Consider the following 12,858-nt stretch of genomic DNA (forward strand, 5'->3'; position numbering starts at 1 on the left):
TTTCTTCGAAATGCTCTCATTATGCTACTTCTTTAAATATTTCTAGTACGTCAATCTCAATTCGCTTTTGGTAAACTTCTCCAAGCTCATCAAGCATTTCGTTTATATCGTTGGCCAAGAAATCATCTACAACCGCACTTACTACTTTCCCTTTGTTATGTTCGTTTGGCACTTGAATACCTTCGTTTGCTATTTTTCTGGCAATTAGAAAAGCCATCTGTTTTTTCTTTTCCCGGAATATTGGAGGTAGATTCTTCTTTGTTTCGATCCACTCTTCAATAACATTGATCGGTGGAAACTTTCCGGATGATCTTCCACGCTCCATAAACTCAGAATGAAATGCACCCCACATGATCATTTTTGTTGGAGTAACTTCCGGCTCCAAAGCATCAGCATAATCTCCGGACGCTCGAAGTCCTAACTCATCATACTTTGCAATAAGCTTAACCCGAAGTGCTTCCAGATATTTAGAATATATCGCTTCGTTGCCACTTGTATCAAAAGCTTTGCTACTCATATTCAATTGTGAATTTGATCTTTAGACCATCCATGTTCGTATCATATTCATTCTCAACTTCAATCTCTTTCCATGATGTTATCAACCATCCATCACAATCAGAAAAAGCATTATACAATCTTTCGCATTCAGCTTCCAGATTCTTGATGTGAGTTTCATACTTATAATCATAAGTCGGATCACTTATTTTGGATCTTACCAAAAGAACCATTTCACCATCATACTTATTTGCTGTAATGGCTCCATGTTTATTGATGATAAAACCGCGATCTTTCCATAACAAGAATAAATACTTTTGTCTATCAGCAAAAGGCAATTCCGCATCTTGTGGATAATCACCTTTATTTTGCCAATAATCCTTTCCGTACTTAAATGTCCATTTAAGACCCATTGTGTTAAACTGATCAACTATTTCTTTTAGACTTTCTACTAGCATTTTCCTGTAATGTTTTATTGATATCGTATCTCTTCTTATCTATACACAGCTTTCGAAAGATCTTAGCATAAGCGAGGCTTAACCAATCATCACTCTTTAGCAGATCACCTTTGGTTAGAACATCAAGTGTCAGACTATATCCGAACTCCTGTAGCTCTTCTGCTCCGGCTTCTTTCTCTTCATCTGTCAGATCATTTGAAAGCTCTTGAAATTCGATCTTGATCATATCAGTCAACTGACTTGATACCCATTGATAAACCGCAAATGCGTTGAACATTTCAAGTCTCACAAAATCCTTTTGATCAATCCCGAATACGATCTTGAAAACCTCGAACATATTCTCATCAACAATAGCCATTCTCAGTTCTATGATATCGGACCAAGACAAAAACCAGAGATTATCTTTCTTTGGTTTGATTACTTTATGATTGAACAATCCATTTACTCTTAACTGGTTGTTTGATTTCAAACTTCCAAGAACTGTATAATTCACAAAGTCACGAACATCACTTGGTAATGCTGGATATTGCGAAAGCATCAATCGACTTTTAAATACATCCTTTACGCTAACTTGCTTGATCCCCATGCTCCTTGAACTTTGTTAGTTTGATAATATGCGAAGTAACCTCCTGCCTCGTTTATGTGGTCAAATCCAGTTGTCTTGTCTGGTTCACCATTCTTATATGCTTGCTGCTCTAATGCTTCTGTATATACTGGACATGTATTAGTATTGACAAAATATGTCGGATCTCCTTTTGCTGGTTTGAATCCGATATTAACCGCGTTTACTCTATCCTTTACAAATGGATTCTTTGACAGCTTTCGAACCACAAACTTGTTATCCTTCAAGATCTGAATGTCAGACTTACCACTTGACTTTCTATTGTCACCACTCGCATCCGGATAAATGACAATGCTGTGGTTTGGGAATTTCTCTTTTATAAGTCCGCACATCTCCGGTGTATCGTAAGCATTTACTATCTCAGCAACTGCGATCTTCTTGGTTCCATCGATCACATGAACAACAGCGTTCATTTTGGTAATATTGAAATCCATTCCGATATGCAGCACATCAGTACTTTTGATTGCTCGATCTGAATGATTAGTAATTCGGCTAAAGTTTCTATATACCGATCCACTTGTTAGGTTCACGAACTCACCTTCCAGATAAGCTTCCAATTGGGCCTCCGTATAGTTCATCTTTAAAGTTTCTATATAGCTTTCAGAGATGAACGGATTGTTCTTGGTTTGAGCTTTAATCAACTTCTTTTTCGCATGTGGCTTCTTAACAAAGAAGTCATATAAGAACTTGAAACCCTCTGGAGTTGAAACGAAATCAAGACAGTTCGGCATACCATCTGGTAACGGAACACTTAACCTGGCAACAACCTTGATAAACACATCTTTCATGTGAGCAGTTGATAAGATATCAGCTTCATCGATCAAACTATATCCAACCTCATAACCAATGATCGTATCCGGATTGTCCATTGATCTCAAAATGATACGCCCAAATGGAGTTATAAACTCATGATCAGTCTTGTTAAGAACATATTCACAACCGAAATCCTCCAACAACTTTGAAAACTTTGGATAAGCGATGTCTTTAATCAAACCATACGTAGGTAGATAGTAAGCGACATCAATTCCGGGATATTTAAACTTCTTTAAACATGTCTTGATTGCTCCAGCTTGTGACTTTCCAGATCTAAACCCTCCAACAATTCCGGTATGAATGAAATCGCTTTCAATAAATTCGGCTTGATGTTCTAAGAGTTCCATTTATTTCTTATTCTTTATGATGGTAAATTCAATCGGCTTAATCTCTGTATCATATTTGATATCCTTTCTTTCGATCAATCCAAGATCTCTGGCGATTATATTCGGATTAAATGCTCCGACAGCAGCTCCTTCAAATTTCTGGGTGTAAATAATCTCCTCCACGCGCGTAACGACTTCGAAAAAATCTTTGTACGAATCTTTTGTTTTATAGTTTAACCACGTTTGATTGTCGATATCTAAGAAGATTCTTAATCCAGTTAAAGTGTAAGGTGTTTCGGTGGGAATTGAAACCTTTGAATTTTTAGGCCCTCTGAAATCAACCTTATTCCATTTGCGTTTATCTGTAGCTTCGAAATACTCTATACATGAAAGCCAAAGAACTTCCGGAGATGAAAACAACTTTTCCCTTCCGTGTGATGCTCTCAACTTCCACCATTGATTTTTTTTTGTAGCTGCCATTTATATAAGAATTATTTCAACAAATATACAATTTTTGGTAATATATAATATTACTAACGTAAAACAAAAAAAGCCACTCAATTAGAATGGCTTTTGATATATTGAATCGATCTTACAATTATCTTTTGTCTTGGTGTTTTCCCTATGTATGAGGTTAACACTTTCTTTATTTAAATTGTCCGGAAACTTTTCTTTTAATGTCTTAGTAGTTGTGTTTCCCTTTTGGCTTCGCCATCCTACATCCTTAATGATTGCGTATAAGCTTTCCGGCTCGTTGGATACTTTTAAAGCCTGAGCTTTGATTGATTGGGTTTGGGTGTCAATCAAAATAAATGACACAGCCGGGTTTTCTTTTTCTACACTTACTTCATTAGTTGGAAGAGAAAACTCTTTTACTAATTCCGTTTTTTGCTTTTGCTCCAACTTGGCTGTAGTTGCCGTGGCCGTGAAAACCATCATCCCGATGGCAATCAAAAAGAGCGAACGAATAGGCTTCATTTATAACGCATTTGGCTAAATGCTTTCAGATAACAAATATAACGCTTTTTAGTAATATATTATATTATTACAATAAATTAAAAATAATTGTTAACACTCGATAAAATAAACAAAGTACTTGAAGATTTCGGTATGTAAGGAGTTAAAGGAGCCGAAGCAATGGGAATTGCTTATGATACTTTCAGAAGTAGAAAAACCGGAAAGAATCCTGGTCATAAGTTTACCGAAAAGAATTATCAGGATCTCGTTTCCTTTATAAAAAAATTGGCTGAAATTTTATAATCTAAGATTATTAATTTAAAAGTTCATGACATAAAATCATTACTACTGCCACAAGAATGGTGACGGCAAAAGCTATGTAGTAAAATCGAATTACGGAAGTCTTTCTTTCAAAATCGTTATGAACTATTACTTCCAATGAATTACTAATTGATTTTATAGCATCGTGATTAGAGTCCATTTTTCTTATCAACATATCAAAGTAATCTGTATTTTGAATTCCTTTTAAATTTAGAAAACCTCGTATTTTATTAATATTAATTCGATACTCATTAAGCGTTTTTGGCTCATGTTCTAAAGCATGCATGATGTTTAATTCGATGTTTGTTTCCATGATTCAAATATATTGATTTTTTATAAAATATTGAAATACTTTTTCGAAAATTCAGGATCCTCTTTAAGCGCTCTTAGTATTTCATTTTCGCGAGTGCTAATATTCGTTAAGTCAAACTTACCTATTACCGGATAATAGTTGACGTTGATATTTACGCAAACTGTTTTTGGAATCCCAATTGTTTTAGTTATAGATTCATCACATACCCATGAGCCAGAATCATGACAATACCTCTGTGTAATATATTCTCCTTTACAAGTTTCATCAGGAACTGGTATTGTGTAACTATCAAAAGGCCCTCCATAAGTATTAACCATTTCACCATTTTCACTTTCTATTTTCATGAAAAAAGGTTTTCCTGTTATTGGACAGTATGGCAATTTCTCCGCCCAAATACTTGAATGATTAACTACACAATCAATTATATCTACTTCTCCAATTATTGCTGAAACAACTTTCATTTCTTTTGAAAACCCTACGCCCGGATACCAAATATTATTTAAGTAAAGATCTGCAGTTTGTCCTGTTGAAAATTCAACATCCACAATCTTAGCTGAAGCATGAATATAAATCCGACCTCGAAAGTTCGTTCTCCAGGTTCTGTTTTCGATATTTTTAATACCATTCGCTATAAGACTTGCGTATGGCTGTTTAATGCTCAATGCTCTCATAATTTACTTTTTAATAGATAGTTATATGCGTTTTTAATTCTATTAATATCATCTTTAAAACCTCCCAAAGCCTTATTACAATCGCCACATAAAACACCTCTAACTATTCCAGTATTGTGGCAATGGTCCACATGCGGACGAAAACCTCTTGAATCAACTAAATTCCCAAAACATATTGCACATGAATTATTTTGATCTAACACGATTTGATCATATTCCGCAATGGTAATTCCATACTTTTTCTTTAGATGGCTTTTTCTTCTTTGTCGTTCCCATTCATTTGGATTGTCAAGAGACCATTGTTTTGCTCTTTTAGTTGAACATTTTTTGCAAATTGTTTCGCAGCTTTTAGACATTTCTCTAACTGTTTTCTTTTCTTTACAGGAATTACAAATCGGCAATGAATTTTGAATATGAGTTGTGTATGCCGATTCTGCTTCTCTTTTATTTCTAAAAGGCTCTTCGTTCCAGCCGCATAGACACTCTATTCTCCATCCGTTTTTTGGCACTCCCCTTTCATGGGATTTCTGTCCTAATGGAACTTTAATTCTGCCGTGTCCAGATAGTTTATTATATTTCATATTTTGCCCAAGTTTGTTTTATAGTTAATGCTTTCATACATCTATAGTTTTAATTGTTATTTTATTCCTAACCACTCAGCAAAAGTCAAAGATGAATCTGCATGCAGATAATCTCTATATCTTTGCTTTGATGCCGCGTTTTTAGGTTTAGGCGGTTTGTAATTAAAAGTGTCCAGGTATTCTACTTTCCAAGTTGGATGACATGGCAAAGGCATAAGCTTTTTATCGTCGTAGAAAACAACACCAATATAATTTCCTTTGTCTTCTGTGATAACTCCTTTCCGTTCGTTTACAATAACCTCTCTAAACATTTCAGCAGGAACATTGTATCTAGTTCTTATATATTCAAATTTTTCCATGATAGTTGGATTTTTGGTTAATAAAAAACAGTCTTTCCCGTTAGTCAGTCTTGTTATAATTTAGCAGGGTTATGATTCATGTTCTCCTTATTCTCCCTCTTTAGAAACAACCATTATAACTAGCTACCTTGCCGAAAAGCAAAGATTTTACTATAGAATAAGGATGTTATGCCTTTCCGTGAGCTACTACGTAAATAGCAACTTTGATAACTATCGCGAATAGTATTACTATCGTAATCCATTCCTTTACTGTAAATCCTAATATTGTTTTCATAACTATTGGTTTAAAGGTTATTTTTCAATCTGTTATATCATACTGCTTCGTTTTCTAGTATATCAAATAGTGTTGGTACACTTAACTTATATTCAATCGATTTTAGATAGAAAAGTCCATCATCATAATAGCTTGGATTAAGCTCTGCAGATATCGCCTTACGTTCCATTTCCAAAGCTTTATAAGCAGTTGAAAACAAACCTCCGAACGGATCATCAACTATGTCACCTTTCATTGTAAATCGATTGATTAATCTTTCGATGATGTCCAGCTGCAACGGGCAAATATGTTTTTCCTTTTTTCGGTTCGCTTGGTTTGCGTTTAGCGTATGCATTCTGTTTACATCGGTCCAAACAAAATCACTTGGAGATGTTGGCGGTATGGTCATAAACAATCTGCTGAGCTTTCCGGCTTTGTCCAAATCGCTGCAAACTTTTAGATGTTCTTGGAAGTTGTAGATGTTCTCTTTGTCGTAATTTCTCCAGCGATTAAATACTGTTTTCATCTCAGCTGTTTGAAGTTCCTGCGAACTCATAAATCTATCGCCTGATGATTTCCAGTAAGCATGAGCATCTAGCTGCCAATTGTCAACCGGATAAATCTCTTCTATTGGTGAAAAATCGTTTTTTTTACATTTTGCACAACAAACATCTTCTTCTATAAGAACAACATCATCTTTATCTTTTATATCTACAATTTTATTACATGGATTACAATAGACTTCATTTTCATTTTTTGCCTTTATAACTGGTTCATCAGCGTATGCATTATTCATTTCACTTGGTCGCTTTCTGAAAAGAAGAATGTATTCCGGAAGTCCAACTCCCATTTTGGTAGCGTCTTTACATTGCTCGGACCATCCTAAACGATACGTTTGATTGTTTTCTCGAACCACGTCAGTTGTTACTGTAATTTTTCCTGTTAAGTAGAATCCGTGCTTTACGAAATGAGCAACTGTTTTTCCTGAAAAATAATCGATCGTAGTAAATGAAGTTCCATTTTGGTATGAATATCGGATCCTGTCTTTCACGTGAATTGCTGCGATCTTTCCCGGTTTCAATGTTCTTAACAGATGAGGTGTTAAATAATCCATCTGTTTAAAGAACTCTTCATTTCCATTGTTGTGACCGAAATCATTATAGTTGTCAGAGTACTCATAATGATCTCCAAAAGGAATTGAAGTTAATATCATGTCAGTTGAATTGTCAGTCATATTCTCATGTACATGAACAGTATCATCATTGAACACCGTTGCATTTCCGATTGTAGAACTTCTTTTATTTTCAAATATCTGTCTTTTCATGTCAGCTGTAATTTTATCAATGTTAAGTCCGAACTCACGGACCAGATTTATCATTTCTGTTTGCATTTCAATATGCTGCTTCCACTTTCTCATAAGCTCCTTGAAAACTTCAATCTCAGCTGCAGTATATATTCCGTAGATGTCAACTTCATACGTTTGAAGAAATCTGAATATCCTGTGAACGGCTTGAATGAAATCATTAAACTTATAATCCAATCCAACAAAAATGGCTTTGTGGCAATGCTTTTGAAAGTTGCATCCGGATCCTGCTATTTTGGGTTTGGTTGAAAGAATTTTATATTTTCCCTGTTTGAAAGAAATAAGCTTCTCTTCCTTTTCGGTATTCTTCTGGCTCCCGGTTATCGTTTGCAAATCGAAATCTTTAAATAGCTTTTGGATGCAGTCGCGTTCTTTGTCCACATGATGCCATAGAATCCAATTATCATCGATTCCGTTTTCTTTGACAATCTCCAAAGCTTTGTTTACACGGATCAAAACGGTATCTCGCTTTTCCTTTGAGGTTTCAGATAAACCTTTACTTGGTTTTTTGAACATAACCAGATTTCCGTTTTTATCAATAATCTCACCTTGATAATCATCCGGAATTTCAATTGGATGAAAGTTCAATTTTGGAAGATCATAACCAGCATCATCATATCCTAAGTCTGAAGGTTTATTGATGAACACCGCCCATGAAGAAACCCATTTCCAGAACTCCTCTTTTTTATTTTCGTAAAGAGTAAGATGTCCAGCTTTCGTTGAATCTCTTTGAAAGAATCTTGTAAGCGCGTGACCTCTATCAATAACTCCTAAGAAGTCAGCATAATTTAATATCTCAATAAAATCATTTGGAGTTGGTGTAGCTGTTGCAACGAATCTATAATTTATTGTTGCGAAATGCTTTAAAACATAATTCGTTGTTTCAGTCTTAAGGTTTCTTAGAATACTTGCTTCATCGAAAGAAACACCTCCAAAGTATTCTGGTTTAATATCTCCTTTACGAACGCGTTCGTAATTTGTTACGTAAATTGCATTTTGACTGGCATCAACTGTAGTTGTATCGGTTATGTATTTTACTTCATAACCAGTATTTAAAAGTTCATTGTCATCTCTAAACTCACCAACTACTCCTAAAGGCATACAGATTAAAAAAGGCTTCCCGGTTAATTCAATGATCAACCTGGCGATCTCCAATTGCATTAAAGTTTTACCTAATCCGAAGCTGGCGAAGATCGCGCGACGACCTCCAGCAATCGCCCAATGAATAATATCTTTTTGATGAGGTAAAGCGATTGGATTTATTTTATTCTTATCAATGACAGTTCCGTAACTTTCCGCGACAACAATTTTATTTTCTAAAAAATTTATATATTTCATTGCTCGTTAGCGTTTAAATTTGGTTTAAAGAAGAAAGCATACTCTTCTCTTAAAAATTCGATTTCGATGTTAGTTAATTTGTGACTGGTTTTAATGGTGCCGACATCATTTAATGTGATTGTGACCTCTTCTCCGTTTGGCCGGAAAATGAAATAGGTATTTTCTTTTGAGGTTGCTTTGACTATTGTTACAGGATCATTCATCACTTACATTTTTTCATTACCATAAATCCGTTAATACCTTCTCGGATCTCAACTTCATCATTATTGTACATTTCGGTTATTACTTCCTGAAATTCTAAATCCGATACTTTTAATTGAATCAAAACATCGGCGAAGGTTGTTCCGCAACTTCCATTACTCGACTTATGTTTTGATTCAACTATTTCAAGTATTTTAGATTTCATCATCAATAATTTTCCTGAACTCCTCAAAATCGTTTAAGTAATTTTTAAGGAAATTAGATACTACAATGCTTTTACATTTGTTTGCAACTGATCCGATGATTTTACCTTTCTCAATTTTATTTCTGATATCTTCAATTACTGTTTTTGCTGAATGAAAATATCTTTGAGTAGTTTCTTGTACCGTTTCAGTTAAATAGATTTGAGCTTGTTTAGCATACATTTCTTTTTTCTGAGCGTTTGATATCTTTATTAAGCTTTTTTTATCCAAGCCATCGTAAAGCAACCAAGCATCTAAACTCAATCCTGTAGATTTTAAATCATCAAATACATTCCTTAAAAGCTGCTCATGATTTTTATCTTTTTCATCCTGTGTCATTTGGTTAGATTCTAATAATAGATTTTGCTTTTTGAAATCGTAAGTCCGTAAGCTGTCATTTCTAAATTCTTTAAAAGCATTCAACACATCTGCAACCACAACACAATCTAAAATTCTAAAGACTTTAAGATCCGGAAACTCCTTTGCGATGTACATTTTAAAAGCTTCCCGAATTTCCGGAACGGTTAAACTTCCGAACTTTGTTTTTATCAAATCAAAAATTAAAACCATTTGCTTATCGAGTTGCAACTTCTCTTCCTCGCTTGAAACTTTGATGTTTAGAATTGTAATTAAGAAATTCAACAAACCGTTTATATCCTTCTTAGATTCAATATTCTTTACTTTCGGATAATCTTCATTCAGAATCGCCAGAGTAGGTCTCGATAACCCGGTCAACGCTAAACTCGTATGCTTGCTTTGTTGGATTTGCAGTTTGTTGTCCATGTTGATAATTGTTTTTTAATTCGAAAAATCCCTTCCAGCCTTTAGCCATTGATTGATTCATAATCAGAATTGCAGTTTCTTCAAGTCCGTTGGATAAATTCGTAAGTTCAACTAACGATGCTTGTTCGCTTTGGATTGATTTATATTTGAAATTATGTTCTTTGGATTTGTAAGCTTTCCAGAGTTGCCATTGAACTTTGAACTTCTGAGTTTCAAAAGGAAAAACAACTTCTGATTTTTGAATTTCGGTTTTTGCTTTTTTTTGTTTTCCATTTTCAATTTTATTTCCAATTTCATTTTCATATACAACTCCAATTTCAATTACAGCGTTTGCTTTTGCTTTTGCTTTTATATTTGGTTTAGGTTTTGTTTCTTCTTTTGCTTCAACATTTGCATAAGCAAAATTTTTATTCTTGTTTGCATTTCCACCGGAACGTCCAGCATTTGCGCGTTTTTCTGAAACTTCAAAATCTCTTTCCATTCTTTTACATATCAGGGTTTCATTTTCAAAAAGTAAAACTCCTTCTGCAATCAATTCTCCTAAACTAACTTCAACATCATATGAATCAAAGGAGCTAAGCTTGGCAATTTGTAAAGCAAAATTTTTAATTTGGTTATCACTTTGCTTAAATTTTTGCTTAAGCAAAATCTTTCCGTATGTAACTTCCTTATGCATGATACACATGATGGAAATCATTATTCCATGAGATGATGCCGAACACATTTTTAACTTTGAGTTGTTCATCCAGTCATCAACATACAGGGGCAAATAAGGTTGATTTGTTAAGGCCATTTACTTTATATTTACTTTGTTCTTATTACTCGGATTAAACCGATGATTTAGGTTGTTATGAACCTTTTGATGGCAGTCTTCACAAAGTGTAACCAACCAACACAGATGATCTAATTCGATCCCTACAATTGATTTTCCATTTACATAGTAAGTGATATGATGAGTTTCTAATCGTATCATTGAATGACATTCAACGCACTTGAAATCATCTCTTAACCTTACTTTTCCTTTAACTTCATCCCAATAAGGATTTGCTTTTAAAGACTTTCTGTAATTGGTTGGCCTACCTTTTTTATGCTGCAGTCTTGACATTACTTTTTAGCTACTTTTTTAGTTGCTTTTAGCGATTCAAAAAACGTTTTGTTTCTCTCACTTGAATTAAATAAATCAGATAGATCATGATCTGGAATTTTCTTAATTTTTGCAAGCTTCAATTCTCCATTTAACCAGGTGTAGTAATAGTAATTCCCGTTTAAAGCAACTTCGTAAGTTGTAGCTGGATCGAGGTTCATTTCTGTAACACCTTTTTTAACTTCTTTGGATAGAGCTTCAATCTTACTAAAAGAAGCGCTTACAGTCTCTTTAGCTCTCTTCTCAGCTTCTTTGGCGATCTCCGTTTCTCTAGCTCTTTCAAGGTGTTGATTTTGATAAATTGGAAGATTCTCTTCTAATTCGGTCATGTAATCGTTTCGAATGTGATCTTTCTCATATTCATCCAGTAAGCGATTTGTTTCAATTTGCTTTGGCATTGCGATAAAGTTCTCACTCATGAACTTTTGCACATCTTCTGGAGTTTCGAACGTTCCTAAGCTTTCAGGAACGTCGCTTGTTTTGGCTGTAAATTCGATTACAGCTGGTAGATAATTTTTTACTACTTCCATGATTATTGTTTTAATTGTTTTATAAGTTTTTCAATACCTCTTCCATCCTTGATTGATTTTCCTGTATGCCATCCGCTATAAGGAAAAAGAGTTACTTTTTCATTTTTGAATTCGAATACTATTTTAGTTTTGTCTTCACTTAAAATTTATAATCCTAAATTAAAAATGACGTTTTTTGCAAATACTAACCTTTTAGGTCCAAGTTCTTCTTGTCTATGTTTGTCTAATCTTCCCATTATTTAAAATTGCGTATTAAGTCCGTCCTTTTTTTGATGACATTCCCGGCATAGTATTGTGATGTTTCCAACATTCCAACATTGCTCAGATTGTCCGTTTTCTTTTGCTTTCTTTACTGAAATATCATGTGAGCAATCTAACCTGGTACCGGATGCGTTTTTACCACATTGCTCGCAAAAATTATATCTGTATTCATCGAACTGCTTTTCCAATGCTTTTGCTTTAGCAACTCTCATTTTTGTTTCAATCTGAGCAGTTGTAAACTTTTCACCAGATGAAGTGCTATAGGTATTCATTCAAACTATCTTATGGTTGTTGACTTTCTACATCAGCCATAAACTCGATGTATGACAAGGCCCAAGATTGAGGAATTGAACCAAAATTCTGAACTGGAAAATCAGGATGTGTTTTTCTATGAATAAATGTTGCTGCTCCAACAAATCCATAATCTTTTAATAATTTAAATCCAACTTCTCCAGCCATGTAAACTAAATGACCTGCTGTACACATCGGAGTTCCACAAACATTAAATTCCGGATCATAATAATTATATTCCTCTAAAGGCCCGAAAGTTGATTGTTGATGGATTAACTCTTTATTCTTGATTCCATTCAACATTTTAGTATAAGGTTTGTCAAGTTTTGGAATTGAATCCCAAAAATTATTATACTCTTTCAATACTTCTGGTCTCAGATTCTTCAAAGTATAAGCACTCAGATTGTTCAAAGTATCAGCACTCAGATTGTTCAAAGTATAAGCACTCAGATTGTTCAAAGTATAAGCACTCAGATTGTTCAAAGTATAAGCACTCAGATTGTTCAAAGTATCAGCACTCAGATTCTTCAAAGTAT

General features: G+C 34.3%; 19 protein-coding genes. All 19 read right to left on the bottom strand.

From position 1 onward, the window contains the following. Positions 1–19 precede the first annotated feature (19 nt). On the bottom strand, positions 20–517 hold the full coding sequence (locus EV143_RS20590) for a hypothetical protein (RefSeq protein ID WP_133509801.1): 498 nt from the start codon (positions 515–517) through the stop codon (positions 20–22). Beyond that, complete coding sequence (locus EV143_RS20595) at positions 510–953, bottom strand: hypothetical protein (RefSeq protein WP_133509802.1); 444 nt, start codon at positions 951–953, stop codon at positions 510–512. The genes EV143_RS20590 and EV143_RS20595 overlap by 8 nt, the downstream gene beginning before the upstream one ends. Next, entirely contained in the window at positions 922–1,491 is a 570-nt protein-coding gene (locus EV143_RS20600; RefSeq protein ID WP_208111293.1) for a hypothetical protein, read from the bottom strand. The genes EV143_RS20595 and EV143_RS20600 overlap by 32 nt, the downstream gene beginning before the upstream one ends. A gap of 23 nt (positions 1,492–1,514) precedes the next feature. Further along, the gene (locus EV143_RS20605) at positions 1,515–2,735 is read right to left on the bottom strand and encodes a terminase large subunit domain-containing protein (RefSeq protein ID WP_133509804.1); all 1,221 of its coding nucleotides are present in this window, start codon (positions 2,733–2,735) and stop codon (positions 1,515–1,517) included. Next, positions 2,736–3,194 (bottom strand): terminase small subunit, encoded by a 459-nt coding sequence (locus tag EV143_RS20610; RefSeq protein WP_133509805.1) that lies wholly within the window; start codon positions 3,192–3,194, stop codon positions 2,736–2,738. A gap of 81 nt (positions 3,195–3,275) precedes the next feature. Next, positions 3,276–3,692 carry a hypothetical protein gene (locus tag EV143_RS20615; protein WP_133509806.1) on the bottom strand — a complete coding sequence of 139 codons (417 nt, stop codon included), beginning with the start codon at positions 3,690–3,692 and terminating at the stop codon, positions 3,276–3,278. Between the two features lie 292 nt (positions 3,693–3,984). After that, complete coding sequence (locus EV143_RS20625; protein WP_133509807.1) at positions 3,985–4,305, bottom strand: hypothetical protein; 321 nt, start codon at positions 4,303–4,305, stop codon at positions 3,985–3,987. A gap of 20 nt (positions 4,306–4,325) precedes the next feature. Further along, positions 4,326–4,976, bottom strand: a complete 651-nt coding sequence (locus tag EV143_RS20630; RefSeq protein WP_133509808.1) for an ASCH domain-containing protein — start codon at positions 4,974–4,976, stop codon at positions 4,326–4,328. Next, the gene (locus tag EV143_RS20635) at positions 4,973–5,557 is read right to left on the bottom strand and encodes an endonuclease VII domain-containing protein (protein WP_133509809.1); all 585 of its coding nucleotides are present in this window, start codon (positions 5,555–5,557) and stop codon (positions 4,973–4,975) included. Before EV143_RS20635 ends, EV143_RS20630 begins: the two co-directional genes overlap by 4 nt. 56 nt (positions 5,558–5,613) lie before the next feature. Next, entirely contained in the window at positions 5,614–5,916 is a 303-nt protein-coding gene (locus EV143_RS20640; RefSeq protein WP_133509810.1) for a hypothetical protein, read from the bottom strand. A 311-nt stretch (positions 5,917–6,227) separates the two neighbouring features. Next, positions 6,228–8,870, bottom strand: coding sequence for a DNA methyltransferase (locus EV143_RS20645; protein WP_133509811.1), 2,643 nt, complete (start codon positions 8,868–8,870; stop codon positions 6,228–6,230). Further along, positions 8,867–9,073: a hypothetical protein gene (locus tag EV143_RS20650; RefSeq protein WP_133509812.1), complete on the bottom strand. Its 207-nt coding sequence runs from the start codon at positions 9,071–9,073 to the stop codon at positions 8,867–8,869. Before EV143_RS20650 ends, EV143_RS20645 begins: the two co-directional genes overlap by 4 nt. Beyond that, positions 9,073–9,276 carry a hypothetical protein gene (locus EV143_RS20655; protein WP_133509813.1) on the bottom strand — a complete coding sequence of 68 codons (204 nt, stop codon included), beginning with the start codon at positions 9,274–9,276 and terminating at the stop codon, positions 9,073–9,075. The genes EV143_RS20650 and EV143_RS20655 overlap by 1 nt, the downstream gene beginning before the upstream one ends. Continuing rightward, entirely contained in the window at positions 9,266–10,096 is an 831-nt protein-coding gene (locus EV143_RS20660; protein ID WP_133509814.1) for a hypothetical protein, read from the bottom strand. Before EV143_RS20660 ends, EV143_RS20655 begins: the two co-directional genes overlap by 11 nt. Continuing rightward, positions 10,008–10,889: a hypothetical protein gene (locus EV143_RS20665; protein ID WP_133509815.1), complete on the bottom strand. Its 882-nt coding sequence runs from the start codon at positions 10,887–10,889 to the stop codon at positions 10,008–10,010. The genes EV143_RS20660 and EV143_RS20665 overlap by 89 nt, the downstream gene beginning before the upstream one ends. After that, positions 10,890–11,201 carry an HNH endonuclease gene (locus tag EV143_RS20670; RefSeq protein ID WP_133509816.1) on the bottom strand — a complete coding sequence of 104 codons (312 nt, stop codon included), beginning with the start codon at positions 11,199–11,201 and terminating at the stop codon, positions 10,890–10,892. Further along, the gene (locus EV143_RS20675) at positions 11,201–11,770 is read right to left on the bottom strand and encodes a hypothetical protein (RefSeq protein WP_133509817.1); all 570 of its coding nucleotides are present in this window, start codon (positions 11,768–11,770) and stop codon (positions 11,201–11,203) included. The genes EV143_RS20670 and EV143_RS20675 overlap by 1 nt, the downstream gene beginning before the upstream one ends. A gap of 239 nt (positions 11,771–12,009) precedes the next feature. Beyond that, the gene (locus tag EV143_RS20685; protein WP_133509818.1) at positions 12,010–12,303 is read right to left on the bottom strand and encodes an HNH endonuclease signature motif containing protein; all 294 of its coding nucleotides are present in this window, start codon (positions 12,301–12,303) and stop codon (positions 12,010–12,012) included. A gap of 10 nt (positions 12,304–12,313) precedes the next feature. After that, positions 12,314–12,858 (bottom strand): hypothetical protein (locus tag EV143_RS21575; RefSeq protein WP_208111294.1); only part of this gene is annotated, 545 nt, incomplete at its 5' end.

Source organism: Flavobacterium chryseum, assembly GCF_004362015.1.
Taxonomy (GTDB): domain Bacteria; phylum Bacteroidota; class Bacteroidia; order Flavobacteriales; family Flavobacteriaceae; genus Flavobacterium.

What these genes read in the sequence shown, in the direction of transcription:
- EV143_RS20590 (WP_133509801.1), bottom strand. Translation starts at nt 517, where the DNA reads ATGAGTAGCAAAGCTTTTGATACAAGTGGCAACGAAGCGATATATTCT.
- EV143_RS20655 (WP_133509813.1), bottom strand. Translation starts at nt 9,276, where the DNA reads ATGAAATCTAAAATACTTGAAATAGTTGAATCAAAACATAAGTCGAGT.
- EV143_RS20650 (WP_133509812.1), bottom strand. Translation starts at nt 9,073, where the DNA reads ATGAATGATCCTGTAACAATAGTCAAAGCAACCTCAAAAGAAAATACC.
- EV143_RS20595 (WP_133509802.1), bottom strand. Translation starts at nt 953, where the DNA reads ATGCTAGTAGAAAGTCTAAAAGAAATAGTTGATCAGTTTAACACAATG.
- EV143_RS20605 (WP_133509804.1), bottom strand. Translation starts at nt 2,735, where the DNA reads ATGGAACTCTTAGAACATCAAGCCGAATTTATTGAAAGCGATTTCATT.
- EV143_RS20625 (WP_133509807.1), bottom strand. Translation starts at nt 4,305, where the DNA reads ATGGAAACAAACATCGAATTAAACATCATGCATGCTTTAGAACATGAG.
- EV143_RS20635 (WP_133509809.1), bottom strand. Translation starts at nt 5,557, where the DNA reads ATGAAATATAATAAACTATCTGGACACGGCAGAATTAAAGTTCCATTA.
- EV143_RS20600 (WP_208111293.1), bottom strand. Translation starts at nt 1,491, where the DNA reads ATGCTTTCGCAATATCCAGCATTACCAAGTGATGTTCGTGACTTTGTG.
- EV143_RS20675 (WP_133509817.1), bottom strand. Translation starts at nt 11,770, where the DNA reads ATGGAAGTAGTAAAAAATTATCTACCAGCTGTAATCGAATTTACAGCC.
- EV143_RS20615 (WP_133509806.1), bottom strand. Translation starts at nt 3,692, where the DNA reads ATGAAGCCTATTCGTTCGCTCTTTTTGATTGCCATCGGGATGATGGTT.
- EV143_RS20645 (WP_133509811.1), bottom strand. Translation starts at nt 8,870, where the DNA reads ATGAAATATATAAATTTTTTAGAAAATAAAATTGTTGTCGCGGAAAGT.
- EV143_RS20660 (WP_133509814.1), bottom strand. Translation starts at nt 10,096, where the DNA reads ATGGACAACAAACTGCAAATCCAACAAAGCAAGCATACGAGTTTAGCG.
- EV143_RS20630 (WP_133509808.1), bottom strand. Translation starts at nt 4,976, where the DNA reads ATGAGAGCATTGAGCATTAAACAGCCATACGCAAGTCTTATAGCGAAT.
- EV143_RS20665 (WP_133509815.1), bottom strand. Translation starts at nt 10,889, where the DNA reads ATGGCCTTAACAAATCAACCTTATTTGCCCCTGTATGTTGATGACTGG.
- EV143_RS20685 (WP_133509818.1), bottom strand. Translation starts at nt 12,303, where the DNA reads ATGAATACCTATAGCACTTCATCTGGTGAAAAGTTTACAACTGCTCAG.
- EV143_RS20610 (WP_133509805.1), bottom strand. Translation starts at nt 3,194, where the DNA reads ATGGCAGCTACAAAAAAAAATCAATGGTGGAAGTTGAGAGCATCACAC.
- EV143_RS20670 (WP_133509816.1), bottom strand. Translation starts at nt 11,201, where the DNA reads ATGTCAAGACTGCAGCATAAAAAAGGTAGGCCAACCAATTACAGAAAG.
- EV143_RS20640 (WP_133509810.1), bottom strand. Translation starts at nt 5,916, where the DNA reads ATGGAAAAATTTGAATATATAAGAACTAGATACAATGTTCCTGCTGAA.